General features: G+C 65.5%; 12 protein-coding genes. 2 read left to right on the forward strand and 10 right to left on the reverse strand.

The window, feature by feature from the left end; genetic code table 11:
- The 6 genes from ACM43_RS02830 to ACM43_RS02855 form a co-directional block, all read right to left on the reverse strand.
- The coding region (locus tag ACM43_RS02830) for a caspase family protein (protein WP_271537993.1) at window positions 1-2,030 on the reverse strand (2,030 nt) is incomplete at its 3' end.
- Window positions 2,031-2,248: 218 nt separating this feature from the next.
- The gene (locus ACM43_RS02835; protein WP_157283589.1) at window positions 2,249-2,767 is read right to left on the reverse strand and encodes a hypothetical protein; all 519 of its coding nucleotides are present in this window, start codon (window positions 2,765-2,767) and stop codon (window positions 2,249-2,251) included.
- Window positions 2,768-2,917: 150 nt separating this feature from the next.
- Window positions 2,918-3,661, reverse strand: a complete 744-nt coding sequence (locus ACM43_RS02840; RefSeq protein WP_271537994.1) for a carbonic anhydrase — start codon at window positions 3,659-3,661, stop codon at window positions 2,918-2,920.
- Window positions 3,662-3,792: 131 nt separating this feature from the next.
- Complete coding sequence (gene dnaE / locus ACM43_RS02845; RefSeq protein ID WP_271537995.1) at window positions 3,793-7,296, reverse strand: DNA polymerase III subunit alpha; 3,504 nt, start codon at window positions 7,294-7,296, stop codon at window positions 3,793-3,795.
- A gap of 446 nt (window positions 7,297-7,742) precedes the next feature.
- Window positions 7,743-8,465, reverse strand: a complete 723-nt coding sequence (locus tag ACM43_RS02850) for an outer membrane protein (protein ID WP_271537996.1) — start codon at window positions 8,463-8,465, stop codon at window positions 7,743-7,745.
- A 48-nt stretch (window positions 8,466-8,513) separates the two neighbouring features.
- Window positions 8,514-8,822: a hypothetical protein gene (locus ACM43_RS02855; RefSeq protein ID WP_271537997.1), complete on the reverse strand. Its 309-nt coding sequence runs from the start codon at window positions 8,820-8,822 to the stop codon at window positions 8,514-8,516.
- Between the two features lie 314 nt (window positions 8,823-9,136).
- Between ACM43_RS02855 and ACM43_RS02860 the strand changes: the two genes are divergently transcribed.
- The gene (locus ACM43_RS02860; RefSeq protein ID WP_271537998.1) at window positions 9,137-10,066 is read left to right on the forward strand and encodes a hypothetical protein; all 930 of its coding nucleotides are present in this window, start codon (window positions 9,137-9,139) and stop codon (window positions 10,064-10,066) included.
- 432 nt (window positions 10,067-10,498) lie between these two features.
- On the opposite strand, the gene ACM43_RS02865 is transcribed toward ACM43_RS02860, so the two are convergent.
- Window positions 10,499-13,648: a GAF domain-containing protein gene (locus tag ACM43_RS02865; protein ID WP_271537999.1), complete on the reverse strand. Its 3,150-nt coding sequence runs from the start codon at window positions 13,646-13,648 to the stop codon at window positions 10,499-10,501.
- 151 nt (window positions 13,649-13,799) lie between these two features.
- Window positions 13,800-14,573, reverse strand: coding sequence for a helix-turn-helix transcriptional regulator (locus ACM43_RS02870; protein ID WP_271538000.1), 774 nt, complete (start codon window positions 14,571-14,573; stop codon window positions 13,800-13,802).
- Window positions 14,574-14,692: 119 nt separating this feature from the next.
- Here ACM43_RS02870 and ACM43_RS02875 point away from each other — a divergent pair, with 119 nt between their 5' ends.
- Window positions 14,693-15,772: a quinone oxidoreductase family protein gene (locus ACM43_RS02875; protein ID WP_271538001.1), complete on the forward strand. Its 1,080-nt coding sequence runs from the start codon at window positions 14,693-14,695 to the stop codon at window positions 15,770-15,772.
- 177 nt (window positions 15,773-15,949) lie between these two features.
- Here the strand turns inward: ACM43_RS02875 and ACM43_RS02880 are convergent, their stop codons facing one another.
- Window positions 15,950-16,654, reverse strand: a complete 705-nt coding sequence (locus tag ACM43_RS02880) for an ABC transporter ATP-binding protein (RefSeq protein ID WP_036025279.1) — start codon at window positions 16,652-16,654, stop codon at window positions 15,950-15,952.
- Window positions 16,655-16,661: 7 nt separating this feature from the next.
- Window positions 16,662-17,942 (reverse strand): lipoprotein-releasing ABC transporter permease subunit, encoded by a 1,281-nt coding sequence (locus ACM43_RS02885; protein WP_157283581.1) that lies wholly within the window; start codon window positions 17,940-17,942, stop codon window positions 16,662-16,664.
- Window positions 17,943-17,950: the final 8 nt, after the last annotated feature.

Genomic DNA, 17,950 nt, shown 5'->3' on the forward strand with positions numbered 1-17,950 from the left:
AGCTTGGTCGGGGCCAGCGCTTGCGGGGTTGCTGCGGCGTTGCCGGCGGGAGCGTTCGCGCTCGGACTGGGCGTGCCGCCGGGCGTCCCCGTCGCGGGCGGCGCTCCGGCCGGCGGGCTGCCCGGAGATCCCGGCACCGGCAGCGTATTGGCCGGCGGCGGCTTGGTCGGGGCCAGCGCTTGCGGGGTTGTAGCGGCGCTGCCGGCGGGAGCATTTGCGGTCGGACTGGGTGTGCCTCCCGGCGTCCCAACTCCGGGCGACGCCGCTCCGGCTGGCGGGCTGCCGGGAGCTCCCGGCGGCACGGTATTGGCCTGCGGCAGCTTGGCGCCGGCGGGCGGCGGCGCTGTCGTGCCAGGGGCGACATTGGCAGGAGCTGGTGTCGCGATACCGGGCCTCGCCGTCGGCTGGATGGTTGCGCTCGGCGGCATCGGCGCCTTGCCCTGCTGGATCAGGGCGGCGCGCTGAACGACCGCCTGCGGCACGGCCGGTCCTGCCGGCGTGGCGCGGCCGGCAACGGCCGGCGCCAGATTGCCAGGTCCGATCCCAGATCCGAGCGCCGGCCCCGTGGCCGGCGGCGGCGCCGGTGGGCGGTTGATGACGGTGTTGATGACCGTGGTGTTGTGGATGTTCTGGTAGATGATGTTGTTCGGTGGCGGCGCGACATAGACCGGCGGCCTCACGAACACCGGGATCGGCACGAACACCGGCTGCGGCAGCACGAACAGGCCGACCACCGGCAGCGGCGGCGGCAACACGACGAAATCAGGCGGCGGCGGCGGCAGATAATAGACCGGTGGTGGCGGTGGCGGCGCGAAACCGAAATCGGGATCGCTGAAATACAGCACCGGGCGATCGACATAGACCACCTCCTCCGGCGGCGGTGGCGGCACGTCGTAGTCGATCATCGCGAAGGTCGGCGGCGGCTCGGGCGGCGCGGTGAGGATCGCAAGGCGGCGCCGCGCATCCGCCGCATGCGGCCCGCGCGGATAGCGGCGCAGATACGACCAATAGGCCTCCGGCGTGTCCGTCCGGTAAGTCCGCCGCCAGGTGATGGCTTCGCGGCGCGCGGCAACGATCGCCATCACGCGCTTGGCAAGCGGATCATTCGGATAGGCCGCGAGAAACTCCTCATAGGCCGCCAGCGTGTCGCGCTCGAGCGCGGCGGCATAGGCGTCCTGCACGCCGAGATCGCGGATCGGCTTGCTCCGGATCGCGGCGACCTGGTCGGGCGCAGCCGCCGGCGGCGCATCGGGCGCGCGCTCGAAGAACGAGAATGGCGCCGAGATCTTCTGCTCGTTCCAGGGCACCTGCGCACCCTTGGAGGCCTCGTTGACGCGCAGGCGGACGCGCTCGAACACCTCGGGCAGCGGCAAGCCGCCGGTGCGGATCATCTCGGCGAGCGACTGCGCGTAGATGCCGTAGGGCCCCGGCTCCTCCGGCGCCACCGTGCCGGGCGCGGCATTGAAGGCGATCAGCATGTTCGCCTCGGGCTCGACCAGCGCCAGACCGCTCGCGATCGGCTGACCGCCCTCGATGAAGGGCTGCGCACGGGCTGCGTCGAGCACGACGATATTGGCCTTGAGCGGAATCGATGCGAGCTGGCGCGCATAGTCGCTGATGCGCAGGGCCTCGGTCGGTATGTCGGTGTCGCGGCTGATGTTGGAATCGACCGGGATGAAATAGTTCTCACCGGCGAGCTGCACGCCATAACCGGCAAGATAGATCATCGCCACGGTGCCGGGTCCGGACGCCTGGGCCTTCTGGATGAAATCGCGCAGGCTCTTGCGCAGCGTGTCGCCGTCGAGATCGCGCGCGCCGACCACGTCGAAGCCGGCGGCCTGGAGCGTCTGCGCGATCAAGCCGGCATCGTTCGCCGTGGTCGCCAGCGGCGATTTGGCATAGGCGCCGTTGCCGACCACGAGCGCGATGCGCTTCTCCTGCTGCTGGGCGCGGGCCTGATGCGGCGTGCCCGCGGCAAGGGCCACCATCGGCAGGAGAAGGCAGAGAAAGACTTTGAGCGTCCCGCGCATGGCTGTGCCCGCTTTTGTCGTTGAGGTGGCCACCGCGTATCAGGCGCGCGGCGAGCTGAATGGCACTTGAACGAGATGACCGGATTGAGGCGACGACATGGCCGCGCCGCTGCCTGCGCGAGCCCAGCGTAAGATGCAAGACGAGGTGGGCTTCCCGCCTTTGGCCCTCAATTCACGCCATGCCGCGATGCCGAAACCAACAAACGCCTCCCGCTCGCCTATTCGGCCAGTCGGAGCTCTGCAACCGTCGTCCGCGCAGCCTGCTCCTCCAGCGGCATGAAATCCAGCGGCCCCTGATTTTTGTACCCAGAGGTGATCGCGAGCGTGAGGCCCCAGCCGAGCAATCCCGTACTCGAATTTGCGATCATCGCGTTTTTTCGCTCGCTGTAGCGCGCAACGAAGAACAAGGTCTGGCCCGATCGCGCGGTGAAGTCAACGCGCGTGACACCGAGCGCCGCCTCTTCCGCCACGAACTGATGCTGGCCTGCGGGCCGATCGACATAGACGTATGTCCCGGTCTTCAGACCTTTGACCGGTATTCCATCGATGCTGAATGCCCAGTCGGAATCGCCAATCCCGCCGAAGCCCTTTTCGCGCAGGACGACCACACGTGCTTGCCCTGCTTTTGGTGGGCCGATCTTTCGCTCTGCTGCCGCATAGTCGAGCCCGCTCCTTGCGGTTTCGCAGCCGCACAGCAACAAGGCGGCCACGAACAGTACCAGTCCACGCAGCAACATCACGCCCCCAGAAATTCCCCGGAAGCATCCTAGTGGGAAACACCACTTGGTTGCAACAGCATCCGGCGACCACTGTGTGGAGCGTCAACGGGATAATCCGCCGGCCGGCCTCTCCCTGGAAGAGGCGCGACCATCCCACGCCCGATGCTCTCAGCCCTGGGCGAGCAACTCGACGGTCCCGGTGCTCAGCCGATAGATGCCGCCGACCACCTTGAGCTTGCCCTGCTCGACTGCCGCGTTGAGGATCGGGGCGGCCGATTTCAGCTTGGCGACATTGTCGACGACGTTCTGGCGGATGGCGTTGTCGAGCGCATTGCCGCTCTGCTGCGCCGCCGCCTTCACCGCCGGCGCGATCGCAGCGACCAGCGAGGGGATGTGTCCCGGCAGCGGCTTGTCGTCCTTCAGCGACTTGATCGTCGCATCGACCGCGCCGCAATTGTCGTGGCCGAGCACCAGGATCAGGGGCGTGCCGAGCACCGCGACAGTGTACTCCATGCTCGCAACGGTCTCGTCGCCAGCGAAATTTCCGGCGACGCGGCACACGAACAGGTCGCCGCGTCCGCTGTCGAAGGCATATTCGGGCGCGATGCGGGAATCGGCGCAGCTCAACACCGCCGCGTACGGATTCTGACCGCCGACCAGCGCCTCGCGCTCGTGCTTGAAGTCGTGGCGGCGCGACACGCCCGAGACATAGCGCGCATTGCCTTCCATCAGCCGCTTCAGCGCCGCATCGGGCGACAACACGTTCTGCGGCTTCGGCGGCGCCTTCGCCTCCTTGGCCAACGCGGAGCCGCCAATGGCCGCGGACGCAAATGCTGAACCGGCCAACAGCATCATGGCGCGCCGGGAGGGAGTAACCGGCTGATGCAGGTCGTCAGAACATTGGTCGCACATGGTGTTTTTCTCCCGTGGTTTCCGGTCCGAACGAGATTGCCGAGACGACAACTGATAGCTGCGCTGGCGCAACTTTGAAACCAAGTGCGGGCCAAATAGTTAAGCTTTGGTTTGCAGCGATGCGCGCAATGTCAGAGCTGCTGCACGTCGACCACGCCCGCCACCGCCTTGATCGCGCCGGCGATCTGCGGCGAGACCTTGAAGCGGCCGGGCAGTTTCATCTCCACCTCGGTCTCGAGGTCGAGCATGAGCACCAGCGAGACCTCGCCGTCGCCGTTTCCGCGCGGTGCGATGCCGGGACTGCCGACCTTCGGCGCGCCGCCGTTCGAAGCTGCCATCTCGGGCCCGGCGAGACGCTTGGCGATCGAGTCCAGCGGCTTGGTGTCGCGCAGGAAGATGCGCAGGCCCTTCTGCGTCTTCGCCGCGGCGTCATCGAGCGGCTCGGCATGCAGCACCCGGGCGCGGACGTCCTCGCCCTGAAGTTCGGCCCCTAATTGCAGCAGCACGGCCGCGCCCGGCTCCAGCACGTCGCGATATTGCGCAAGGCCTTCCGAGAACAGCACCGCCTCGAAATGGCCGGTGGGATCGGACAGCCCCATGATGCCCATCTTGTTGCCGGTCTTGGTACGCCGCTCCATGCGCGAGACCACGGTCGCGGCGACCTTGCCAGCGGTGGCGCCGGTCTTCACCGCGCGCGAGAACTCGGCCCAGCTCTGCACCCGCAGCCGCTTCAGCACGGTCGCGTAATCGTCGAGCGGATGCCCCGACAGGAAGAAGCCGATCGCGTCGTATTCGCGGCGCAGCCGCTCGGCCGGCAGCCACGGCTCGACCTGCGGCAGCATGATGGTCGGCGCATCCGCCGACATGCCGAACATGTCGTTCTGGCCGATGGTCGCAGCTTCATGCGCGCGCTGGCAGGCGGCGAGGATCGCGTCCGCACCGGCAAAGACGCGCGCCCGGTTCGGCTCGAGCGTATCGAAGGCGCCGGCGGCGGCGAGACTTTCGATGATGCGCTTGTTGATCGCGCGCGGCGAGACGCGCGCGGCGAAATCGGCAAGCGAGGTGAACAGGCCGCCCCGGGTGCGCTCCGCGATGATCTGCTCGATCGCCTGGATGCCGACGCCCTTGAGCGCGGCGAGCGCGTAGTAGATCGTGTTCTCGCCGGCCTCGAAGGTCGCGCCCGATCGGTTGATGTTCGGCGGCTCGACCTTGATGCCGAGCCGCTGCGCCTCCGAGCGGAATTCGGAGAGCTTGTCGGTGTTGTTCAGATCGAGCGTCATGGACGCGGCGATGAACTCCACTGGATAATGCGCCTTCATGTAGGCGGTGTGGTAGGACACCAGCGCGTAAGCCGCCGCGTGGCTCTTGTTGAAGCCGTAGTCGGCGAATTTCGCGAGCAGCTCGAAGATGGTCTCGGCCTGCCCCTTCGGCACGCCGTTCTTCACCGCGCCCGCGACGAAGATGTCGCGCTGCTTGTCCATCTCGGCGCGGATCTTCTTGCCCATGGCGCGGCGCAACAGGTCGGCGTCGCCGAGCGAATAGCCCGACATCACCTGCGCGATCTGCATCACCTGCTCCTGGTAGATGATGACGCCGAAGGTCTCCTTCAGGATCGGCTCCAGCACGGGATGCAGATATTCCGGCTCCTCGTCGCCGTGCTTGCGCGCGCAATAGGTCGGGATGTTCGCCATCGGGCCCGGCCGATAGAGCGCGACCAGCGCGATGATGTCCTCGAAACGGTCGGGGCGCATGTCGATCAGCGCCCGCCGCATGCCCTGGCTTTCAACCTGGAACACGCCGACCACCTCGCCCCGCGCCAGCATCTGGTAGCTCTCGGCGTCGTCGATCGGCAGCGTGGCGAGATCGATATCGATGCCGCGCGGCTTGAGCAGCTTGCAGGCGACGTCGAGCACGGTGAGCGTCTTCAGGCCGAGGAAGTCGAACTTGACGAGGCCCGCCGGCTCGACCCATTTCATGTTGAACTGGGTCACCGGCATGTCGGATTTGGGATCGCGGTAGAGCGGCACGAGCTCGCTCAAGGGGCGATCGCCGATCACGATGCCGGCCGCGTGGGTCGAGGCGTGGCGGGTCAGGCCTTCGAGACGCTGGGCGATGTCGAAGGCGCGCGCCACCACGGGATCCTCGTCGCGGAACGCCTGCAGCTTCGGCTCGCTCTCGATCGCGGCCGCCAGCGTCACCGGCGCCGCCGGATTCTGCGGCACCAGCTTGGTCAGCTTGTCGACCTGGCCATAGGGCATCTGCAGCACGCGGCCGACGTCGCGCAGCACGCCGCGCGCCTGCAGCGTACCGAAGGTGATGATCTGCGCGACCTGGTCGCGGCCGTAGCGCTGCTGCACGTAACTGATCACCTCGCCGCGGCGGTCCTGGCAGAAGTCGATGTCGAAGTCCGGCATCGAGACGCGTTCCGGATTGAGGAAGCGCTCGAACAGCAGGCCGAACCTGATCGGGTCGAGGTCGGTGATGGTGAGCGCCCACGCCACCAGCGAGCCCGCACCGGAGCCGCGGCCCGGCCCGACCGGAATGCCGTGAGCCTTGGCCCATTTGATGAAGTCGGACACGATCAGGAAGTAGCCCGCGTACTTCATGCGCATGATGACGTCGAGCTCGAACGCCAGGCGCTTGTTATAGTCTTCTTCCGTCGTGCCCTGAGAGAGGCCGTGCACGCGCAGACGGTTGGCGAGCCCCTCCTCCGCCTGCCGCTTCAGCTCGGCCGCCTCGACCGCGGCGGCGTCCGAGCTCGCCGCGGCGCCGACGGTGAAGAACGGCAGGATCGGCTTGCGCGTCATCGGCCGGAACGAGCAGCGCTCGGCGATCTCCACCGTCGAGGCCAGCGCCTCCGGAATGTCGGCGAACAGCACCGCCATCTCGGCGCGCGTCTTGAAGCGATGATCCGGTGTCAGCTGCACACGGTCGGTCTCGGCGATCAGCCGGCCGCCGGCGATGCAGAGCAGCGCATCATGCGCTTCGTAATCGTCAGTGGTCGCGAAATACGGCTCGTTGGTCGCAACCAGCGGCAGTCCCTTGGCGTAGGCGATGTCGATCAGGCCGCCTTCGACGCGCCGCTCCTTCTCGGCGTTGTGGCGCTGCAATTCGATGTAGAGACGGTCGCCGAACAGAGCAGCCAGACGCTCGCACCGCGCGCCGGCGAGTTCGGCCATGCCGCCGGCGAGCGCCAGCGAGATCGGCCCGTCCGGCCCGCCCGTCAGCGCGATCAGGCCCTCGGTCTCGCCTTCGAGCCAGTCAAACTTGATGAACGGAGCATGGCTGTCCGGAGATTCCAGAAACGCGCGCGAGTTCAGCCGCATCAGGCTGCGATAACCGCGTTCCTGCGCGGCGAGCAGCACCACGCGCGACGGCCCCATCGCGTTGCGCGCGTTGGGATCCTGATCGCCGAAATCGATGGCGAGCTCGCAGCCGACGATCGGCTGGATGCCGGAGCCCGCCATCTTGTCGGAGAACTCCAGCGCGCCGAACAGATTGTCGGTGTCGGTCAGCGCCAGCGCCGGCTGGTGGTCTTTCTTGGCAAGCTCGGCGAGCTTGGCGATCTTGATCGAGCCCTTGAGCAGCGAATAGGCCGAGTGAACGTGAAGGTGGACAAATCCGGCGCTCGGCATGGTCGCGTGACGGCCTCTTGCAGATGAGATGGAGCGGTCGTCGGCGCCTCAAGGCATCATGCACTCGCGGCCGACTCGCCTCTCAATGGTGGGGTCTCACAGCTTGAGAGTCCACGCCGGAGCGGCCGCTTGGGCGCGTCGTCCCGCTTTTCCCCAAGAGGTCGGAGAAAGCCGGCCTAGAGCTGCGGAATGACCTGGGCCCAGATCGCGATCATCCCGACGAACAGCGTGATGGACGCCAGTGCGGCGGCTTCTTCCACGAAAACCCTGAACATGGCCTGCTCCCTTGTTGGAACGTATGAAGAACATTGTTCTCATTTCGTTCTATGGAGTCAAGCGATCCGGAAGCCGCCGAAAGGAGATGGTTAACTCGCTGAAGACAAACAGCAAAAAAGCCCCGGCCGAGGCCGGGGCTTTCGTCAGCCGCTCACGTGGAGCGGTCAGTCTCAGTAACGGCCGATCATCGGGCCGCCGAACTTGTAGTTCAGGCGGACGAGACCCATGTCGATGTCCTGCCCGATGCGTTCGACAGCGCCACTGGCGAAGGTGACGTTGTGGTCGCCGAGGAAGATGTGGTTGTACTCGACGCCGACCGTCCAGTTCGGAGCAAAACCAAACTCGAGGCCCGCGCCAACCGTGGCACCCCAGCGGGTCTCGTCGGCCCGGTCGAGATTCGCACCCGTCACGACGCTGTAGACGTCGTACTTGTTGCTGACGACCGCCGCACCGCCCTTCGCGTAGAGCAGGACGTTGTTCCAGGCGTAGCCAACCTGACCCGTGATCAGACCGAACGCGTCGACCCGCGTACGATTCCGGAGTCCGGTGAGGCCGCTGATGTTGTCACCCGAGAAGTCGGCCCAGTTGCCCTGGCCCTCGAGACCGAACACGAACTGGCCGGACTGAAAGCGGTAACCGATCTGGCCACCGACGGTGCCGCCGGTCGAGTTGTGGGAGCCTTCCGGACCGAAGCCGACCAGATCCCACGACGTGTCAGCCGAACCGCCGCCGCCGTTGATACCGATGTAGAAGCCGCTCCAGTCGTACACCGCAGCGATCGCCGCCGGCGGTGCTTTGGTGTAGGGCCGTGCCGCGAGATCTGCCGCAAGTGCCGGCGCAGCCGCGCTGAGCGCGACGAGGCTGACAGCTGCAAGCAACAAATTCTTCTTCATTTGATTCCCGTTCCAGTTTCTTCAGTGGGCCCCCCGGCCGTGGTGTCGTCATAACAGCGATCGACGGAATTGCTGTAACCACGAGGCAACAGGTGCGATCGAAAGGACCTTGCTCACTAACAAATGTTTATCGGCACGTGCGCGGAAACCCTTTGAAACAAGGGTCTTCAGCACTTTCAATGTCGCCGAGGCGAGACAAACTGCATGCGCGCGCAACATCGTCGCGCGCACATTCGCGTGATGGGAGAATCGAAAGACACGCTCGAGTTCCGTATCCAAATTGTCGCCATGTTTTCGCTCACTTTCATCACATTCGTCACCACTCGCAAGCTCGCCCGCGCACGTTCGAACGATCACCCCTTCTGCTGCCTCGCTGAGAGCACCGCGCCTCGCTCATGCTCGCCCCCACCGGCATTCTCCCGACGAGCGGAGCTTCACGCGCGAACCTCTGATCCGACCGAACGTCCCCGCCCCTCGCCGCCCGGGCCGCGCCGCCGCCAGTTCCGGGTGATCGAGTTGGCTGCAGCGAGGTGCGAACCGAGGCGCCGGAGCGTTCTCGGCGCAGCATTGCCGGCCGGCTGTCCGAGTAAATGCGCATGGCGAGCGCAAGTTGTGACCGCGCCAGTCATCGTATAGCGTCCGGTCAAACTTTCCTTTCGCGCAGTCGATCCATGCTCGCCCGCATCCTGCTCCTTGCCTCGCTCTTGCTTCCCGGCACTTTGCATGCCGAAGCAGCGCCGGCCGAGAAAACCGGATTTACCTCCAGGCTGACGATCTATCTCGCCAAGGGGCCAGCCGACGCATGCGGCCCGGGCTGCGATCGCTGGATCGCCATCGAGGGCGAGATCGATCGGGAGGCTGCGCTGCGCATTCGCCGCTTCCTCGCCGCCGTCAAGGACCTGCAGCGTCCGATCTATCTCCATTCGCCAGGCGGCAACGTCGAGCAGTCTTACGCGATCGCGCGGTTGCTGCGCAGCCGCAAGGCGGTTGCCAGGGTTGGCCGGACGGTCGCGACCGCCTGCGCCGCGGGCACGCAGGGAGACGCCGCTTGCCTGAAGCTCAAGAACGCGAGCGGCGAGGTCGAGGCCGAACTCGCCACGAACCGTGCCATGTGCAACTCGGCCTGCGCATACCTGTTTCTCGGGGCGGCATCGCGCGAGGTCGCCCCCGACGCCACAATGGCGGTCCATAATTCCAGGCTGGTGCTCGCCTTCGACGGACGGCCCGATCCGGCGGCGGTCGCAGAATACAGGCGTCGCCGGCTCCTGGCGGCCGATCGCGATCGCGCCGCGTTCATCGCGGCGATGGGAATTAGCCGCGAGCTCGACTCCCTCGTCCGGACGGTGAAGTTCGAAAGCCTGCACGTGCTGACGCGATCCGAGCTGTACGGTTTCGGCATTGACACGCGACCGCTCGCTGAGACGAACTGGTCGCTGGAGAAGGAGGCCCGGCCGTTCGTCCGCAAGATCGCGACCGCAAAGAAGGCGAACGGCTCCGCGTTCCGAACGATGGAGCTGCGGCTGTCTTGCGAAAGCAGCAAGGGCGCGCCGCTGACATTTGTGGCCGAGGTCGACGAAGCGGCCGCAAGAGCACGATCCTGATCGCGGCGGATGCCGACAAAGAGAAGACCGCCGGAGGAGCTCCGCTGCGGACCGGCAAGTACGAGGTCTGGCGCGGCAACATCGATGCCGACATGATCAAGGCGATACTGGCCTCCCGCTCCCTGCATGTCCGCGAAAGCACGCCGATCGCGGACGACAAGACGGACGTCATGACATTCGAGCTCGACCTGGCGGGCCTGCCGTCACAATGGGCTCGGCTCAAGGCATCCTGCGCATTGCCGACGCCGGGCCCGACAAGCTCCTGGCCGACGACGCCTGGGAAAGCGGCTCCCTGGCAGGCAGCTCATTGGCCCGAGAGCCCTTGGACGCCCGCCCCCCAACTGACCGTCAGCACAAACCCTCGGCCCGCTCCGTCGCCTTGAAATGACGTCGGACATCGCCCCGCGGGGCGATTCAACGCGCAACATTCATTCACCCCTCGTCGAGCAGCGAGCGGACCTTGGCGGCCAGGTCTTCGATCGCAAAGGGCTTGGACAGCAAATGCTTGCCGGCATCGAGCACGCCATTGTGGACGATCGCGTTGCGCGTGTAGCCGGTGGTGAACAGCACTTTCAGATCCGGGTATCGTCTCGACAGTTCGGCCGCGAGTTCGGCACCGGTCATGTCGGGCATGACGACGTCCGTGAACAGCAGATCCGGAACGAAACCGCCTTCGATTTTGCCGATCGCCTCCCGGGCGCTGGCGGCCTCGACGACGGTATAACCAAGCTCGCGCAGGCTTTCGGAGGAGATGCCGCGGACCCGCTCGTCGTCCTCGACGACGAGGATGGTCTCGCTCTGCAGACTTGCACCGGGATGTGGTACGCCGTGCGACGGAGTTGAGACAGGCTCCTCGCCCGCGAAGCGTGGAAGATAGATCTTCACGGTCGTACCGACATCCACCTCTGAATAGATTTTGACATGGCCGCCGGACTGCCGCACGAAGCCGTAGACCTGGCTGAGGCCAAGGCCAGTCCCCTTGCCGACGATCTTGGTCGTGAAGAACGGATCGAAGACCTTTCCCAGCACGTCCGCCGCAATGCCCGTGCCGTTGTCCGTCACCGCAACGAGAACGTACTGCCCGGGCTGCAGCGCGTATTCGCGGGCATATTTTGGGTCTATCGAGGCGTTGGCGGTTTCGATCGTCAGCCTGCCCCCGTTCGGCATGGCATCGCGTGCATTGACAGCAAGATTGACGAGAGCGCTTTCGAGCTGCGCGGGGTCTGCCTTGACGCGCCATAGGCCGGCCGCCAACACCGTCTCGAGACGGACGAGCTCGCCGAGCGAGCGCTCGAGCAGTTCACTCATTTCACCGACCATCTTGTTGATGTCCACGACCTCGGGCGCAAGAGGCTGCTGTCGCGAGAACGCCAGCAACCTTTGCGTCAAGGTGGCGGCGCGGTTCGCACCATCCATGGCGCTCTCGAGGAAGCGGTCAATGTCGAGCTCGCCCTTGCCGAGCCGCCGTTTGGCGAGATTCAAGCTGCCGAGGATGACGGCCAGCATGTTGTTGAAGTCGTGGGCGATCCCTCCGGTCAATTGCCCGACGGCTTCCATCTTCTGCGATTGCCGCAATTGCTCCTCGGCCTTCATGCGCTCGGCGATCTCGTCGGCGACACGTTGCTCCAGCTCGGCATTGAGCGCTTCGAGCCTGGTCAGCAGCCGGGCGTTGTCGATCGCGGTCGCGGCGTGGCCGGCAATGCCGAGCAATGCGGCCTCGTGCTCTTCGTGGAATCGACCGACCTCCGCATGACCGAAGAAAAGCCCACCGAGCACTTCGCCGCTGCGCGAGACCACGGGGACCGCCAGGTATGACCGGACCGGGAGATGGCCCTCGGGCATGCCTTTCCGCGGCGCATTCTTGCCATAGCGCGGGTCTTGCAGGATGTCGTCCGACCTCACCACGCCCGTGCCTTTGAACGTCGGCTCGAACACGGCGGTGGCGCGCGGCATCGGGAAGTTTTCGAAAGCGGATCGCGGCACGCCGGACAGCGAATACAGCATGTAGCTGCCGCCGTCCGTCGACAGGACGTTATAAAAGAACGCTCCGAACTGGGCACTCGTCAGCTCGACGCCGGCATCGGTCACGATCTGGACGATCTTGTCGAGATCGCGTTCGCGGGCGACCGATGCTCCCGTATCGTTGAGGATTCGCAGATGACGTTCGGTCTTCTTTTGGACGGAGATATCGAGCACAGTCCCGATGAATCGCGTGGCCTGACCATTGGAAAAGATCGTGTGGCCCGTTGCGGCGATCCAGCGCTCGACGCCATCCTCGATGCCGACGGTCCGGTATTCGATGTTGTAGCTTCCCGGAGAATTGGGCTGTAGCGCGTTCGAGACGGCCTCATGAGCGCGCTGCCTGTCGTCGGGATGAATGCCTTTCAGGAATGAGCCCTCATAGCTGACCTCGGCGTCCTGTGAGAGACCGAACACCTCCTTGCAGCGGGCGTCCCATCGAAGGATATCGTTGACCGGATCGTAGTCCCAGGTGCCGATCCCTGCGGCCTTGTTGGCGAGGACCAGCCGTTCGGCAGCTTCGCGCGCCGCCTGCTCCGATCGTACGCGCTCGATGTGGGCCCATGATCGCTCCGTCACTTCGGTGAGCAAGGCAAGTTCGCGCGGCGTCCACAGATGGGGGCCGCGATGATGAATGGCCATCAAGGCGGTCAGGCGCCCCTCCTTCACCAAGGGCATGCAGATCGTCGAACCGATCCCGATGCGCTGGAAAGTGGCGGCTTCCTCGGGAGCGATTTCCTTCAGATTGTCGTTGATGATGAGGGGCCGCCCGGCGCCCAGCTCTCGCACCGCCTTCTCGCCGAAGTCGGCAAGGCTGTAGTGCCCCAATATGTGCATCGCACCGGGGGCCGCCCAATCCCCGCGGATGGTGAAGCCGTCCTGATCAGGATCCATGTCGGCATAGGCGCAGCTGGAGACGCCGAGATACTCACCGACCATTCTCGTCGTCACCGCCATGACGCCGTCCGCATCGCGCGTCTTGGCCGTTTGCTTGTTGAGAGCGTCTAGGAAGAGGAGCCGTGCTTCGTTCTCGCGCACCGCGCTCTCAGCGCGCCGACGTTCGACCGCGGTGCGGGTGCGTTCGGCAACCTCGCGGATGAGCTCCAGCTCGGCTGGGCTCCATTCGCGGAGCGTGGCATTGTTCAGGTACAACAGCGCCACAACCCCGTCGGGCTCGGAGATCGGCATGTTGACGAATGCGCGCGCCGAGATCGCCTCGAGAGCTCGGGCGCGGTCGCCGACGCGAGGGTCCTTTTCAGCATCGGCGCAGACGACCGTCTCACCCCGCTTCAAGTCTTCGATATAGCTGCCATAGTCGCGAAAGCGCAGCACACCGGCCAGGCTCGAGATCCCAGGCGCATTCCAGTCGCGCGCGATCGTAATGGTCTCTGCTGAGGTGTCGACGGTGCCGTAACCTGCCCGGCTGACATTGAGACTGCGGCCCAGCAGCTCCGCCGCCGCATAGGCGAGATCGTCGGGGCTGCCGATCTCTCGAATATGATCGCCGAGGGTAGCCAAGACGGCGTTGCGATCGGCCGAGGCCCCCTCGGTCGCTCTCGTCATCGGTCAACCCCGAACACGTCCCTCGCTCCACCTGCATAATGATGAAACGGTAACCGTAGGATGGCCCTTAGGTTCCCCGGCTAAGGGAGCACCTCGCGGTCCTGCAGAGCGGACGTGGCGTGATACGGCGGAAGCGCGCTCTGAAGCGGGCTTAGACCGGCGTATAGATCACGAGCTTCAGCGCGGGATCGTCGTTGGCCTGGAAGCTGGTGTGCTCGAACTGCAGCACGCCCTTGCTCGGATGGTTCATGGTCTTGCGGCCCGAGATGGTGCTGCGGATGTCGTGGGCCCCCCACCATTTGACGAACTCCGGACTGCCCTCGCGCAGCCGCATCAGCAGCTCCGTGAAGGCGGGATCGCCGGCCCAGACGTCGTGGGTGGCGCGAAACATCGCCACCATGCGCTTGGCAACGTCGGTCCAGCTCGCGCCGTAGAATTTTCGCGTCTGCTTGTTCGTCAACACCAGAAGCAGCGTGTTACGATCCTCCTCGGGGAACTGACCGAAGCCAAAGACCTCCTCGGCCGCCGCGTTCCAGGCCAGCACGTCCCAGCGACGCCCGGTGATGTAGGCTGGCTGCTCTAGGCTCTCGATCATCCGCCGGATGGGCGGCGGCACGATCTCGCGGGTGAACGCGTTTCTCGCACCGTCACGGGCCAACGCTTTCAGATGCGCATGCTCGGTCTTGCTGAGCCGCAGCGCACGGGCGAGCGCATCGATGGTGGCGACCGACGGGCTGACCGTTCGGCCCTGCTCGAGCCGGATGTACCAATCGACACCGATCCCGGCGAGTTGAGCCACCTCCTCGCGACGCAGCCCCGCGGTACGCCGCCTGGAGGTCAGGGGAAGTCCGACCGCTTTTGGCGTGAGCTTCTCGCGGCGGGACCGCAGAAAGTCGCCGAATTCGACGCGGCGGGGGTCGGCCATGACGTGCTCCCGTAGGGAGGGACAAGACAATACTAGGATAATACCAGGCCTTCCTGCCCGCCGACAGCCCTTGCATATTCCGTGCACCTCACAATGAGGTGCGAACGAAGGTCAACATCATGAAGGCTGCCGTACTCAAATCTTTCGGATCCCCGCTGGTCATCGAGGACGTCCCCGAACCGGTGCTGGGCACCGGCGAGGTGATCGTCGATGTCGTCGCCACCCGCGTGCTGTCCTATTCCAAGGAAGTGTTCAGCGGTGAACGCAAGTACGCGTTGGACTTGCCCGTCATTCCCGGAGCCGGCGGGGTCGGCCGGGTACGCGCGGTCGGCCCGGACGCAACGAAACTGTCCGTGGGTGACTGGGTGCTCTGCGATCCCACGGTGCGCTCGCGCGATGACGCGGTCGCTCCCGACATTCACCTGCAGGGTGTGAGCGCGCGCGGCGAAGGCGGCATGCGGCTACAAAAACATTTCCACCACGGCTCCTTCGCCGAGCGGATGATGGTACCGACGGAGAACCTCACGCGGCTCGGCGAACTCAGCGAAGCAGAAGCCACGCAATGGAGCGTGCTCGGCACCATGCTCGTGCCCTATGGCGGCTTCCTTACAGCAAAGCTGCAGGCCGGCGAGACCGTGCTCGTGAGCGGCGCGACCGGCAATTTCGGCAGTGCCGCCGTGGCCGTGGCGCTCGCGATGGGCGCGGCCTGTGTCGTGGCGCCGGGCCGAAACGAGAAGATGCTGGCCGAACTCGTGCGTCGCCATGGCACGCGCGTCAGGCCGGTGAAGCTGACGGGCAACGAGAATGACGACCGCGAACTGATGAAGCGCGCAGCGCCTGGCCCGATCGATTGCGCGTTCGATATCATGCCGCCCTCCGTCGCCACGACGGTGGTGCGCGCCGCGATCATGACGGTGCGGCCCAACGGCCGCATCGTGCTGATGGGCGGCGTCAACATGCAGGGCGGTCCAGGGCTGGAGCTGCCCTACAACTGGATCATGCGCGAATGCATCACAATCCATGGCGTCTGGATGTACCCGCGCGATGCCGCGGCTCGCCTGGTCGCGCTGGTACGCGCGGGACTGCTCAAGCTGGAGGAGTATGAGACGACAGCCTTCGACCTCGATCACGCCAATGCCGCCGTGGAGCACGCCGCGGCCAATGGCGGGCCGTTCAAATCGACGGTAATCAGGCCCTGAGTCCCGAGGCGCGCGGCGCAGCGCCGTCGCCGATTTTTTCGGAAGTCCCACCAAGCACTTGGCTACTGTGCATGGGGTTGTTTTCGCAGTTGTTATTTTGACGTTGAACGCACGCCGCGTCGGGACTGCACCTCTCCCTCCGGAGAGGTGAACGCGCCTGCGACTGGCTTCGGTTAGCTAATCGAGCTCGACCACCTGACCGTGCGACAGGGAGACCCGCCGGTCCATGCGGCCGGCGAGCTCCATGTTGTGGGTCGCGATCAGCATCGACACATGCGTCGCCTTGACCAGCTGCATCAGCGCCTGGAACACGTGCTCGGCGGTGCCGGGGTCGAGATTGCCGGTTGGCTCGTCCGCAAAGAGCACGCGCGGCGCGTTGGCCACTGCACGGGCGATGGCGACACGCTGCTGCTCGCCGCCCGACAGCTCGGCGGGGCGGTGGGTGATGCGGTCGCCGAGGCCGAGATAGCCCAGGATCTCCTTGGCACGCTTGACGGTCTCGGACTTCTTCAGGCCGCGGATCATCTGCGGCAGCATGACGTTCTCGAGCGCCGAGAATTCCGGCAGCAGCCGGTGCGACTGGTAGACGAAGCCGATATCAGTGCGGCGCAGCTGCGTGCGCTCGATGTCGGGCAGCTGCGAGGTCGGCGCGCCCGAGACATAGACCTCGCCGGAATCGGGGGCTTCCAGCAGCCCTGCGATGTGCAGCAGCGTCGACTTGCCGGAGCCAGACGGCGCCACCAGGGCGACGGACTGGCCGGCCCACAGCGCCAGCTTGGCGCCGTCGAGGATCGTCAGCGGCACCTCGCCCTGCAAGTACTGCCGCTTTATCTCGTGGAGATAAATGACCGGCACATCTTCTGCCCCCTGCTGCTGCTCCATCAGTCCCTCACTCGTACCGGAGCGCTTCGACGGGATCGAGGCGCGCGGCGCGCCACGACGGATAGAGCGTCGCCAGGAACGACAGCGTCAGCGCCATGATGACGACGGCCGTGGTCTCGCCGACGTCGATCTCGGCGGGCAGTTTCGACAGGAAGTAGAGCTCCGGCGAGAACAGCTCGGTCGAGGTCAGCCAGGACAGAAATTGCCGGATCGATTCGATGTTGACGCAGATCACGAGGCCGACGCAGAAGCCGACCAGCGTGCCGACGACGCCGATCGAAGCGCCCGTGATCAGGAAGATCCGCATGATCGAGCCCTGCGAGGCGCCCATGGTGCGCAGGATCGCGATGTCGCTGCCCTTGTCCTTCACCAGCATGATCAGGCCGGAGACGATGTTGAGCGCGGCGACCAGCACGATCATGGTCAGGATCAGGAACATCACGTTGCGCTCGACCTGGAGCGCGTTGAAGAAGGTCGAGTTGCGCTGCCGCCAATCGACCAGGAAGATCGGACGGCCCGCCGCCTCCGTCACCGCCTTGCGGAAGGCGTCGATCCTGTCGGGGTTGGTCGTGAACACCTCGATCGAGGTGACGTCGTTGCTGCGGTTGAAGTAGGCCTGCGCTTCGGCAAGCGGCATGAACACGAAGCCGAGATCGTATTCGGACATGCCGATCTCGAACACCGCGACGATCTTGTACGGCTTTATGCGCGGCGTCGTTCCCATGGGCGTCACTGCGCCCTTCGGCGCCACCAGAGTGATGCTGTCGCCGGCATGCAGCGAAAGCTGATCGGCGAGGCGCCGGCCGATCGCAACGCCCTGCCCTTCGTCAAACCCCTCGAGCGAGCCCTGCTTGATGTTCTTGGCGATCGAGGTGAGGTTGTTGAGATCGTCGGAGCGGATGCCGCGCACGAGGACGCCCGAGGCGTTCCATGGCGATGACGCCAGCGCCTGACCGTCTACCACCGGCGCCGCGAGCCGGATGCCCTGGACCTGGCTGAGACGGTCGGCAACGTCCTTCCAGTCGGTCAGCGGCGATTCCAGTGGCTGGACCAGGATGTGGCCGTTGAGGCCCAGGATCTTGTCGAGCAGCTCCTTGCGGAAGCCGTTCATCACGGCCATGACGATGATCAGCGTCGCGACGCCGAGCATGATGCCGAGAAAGGAGAACCCGGCGATGACCGAGATGAATCCTTCCTTCCGGCGCGCCCGCAAATAGCGCGCCGACAGCATCCACTCGAAGGGCGCGAAAGGCGCGGTTTGCACGGTTTCGGTCATGGTCTCATCCATCGCTCGAT

The organism is Bradyrhizobium sp. CCBAU 45321 (assembly GCF_028128975.1).
Lineage (GTDB): Bacteria > Pseudomonadota > Alphaproteobacteria > Rhizobiales > Xanthobacteraceae > Bradyrhizobium > Bradyrhizobium yuanmingense.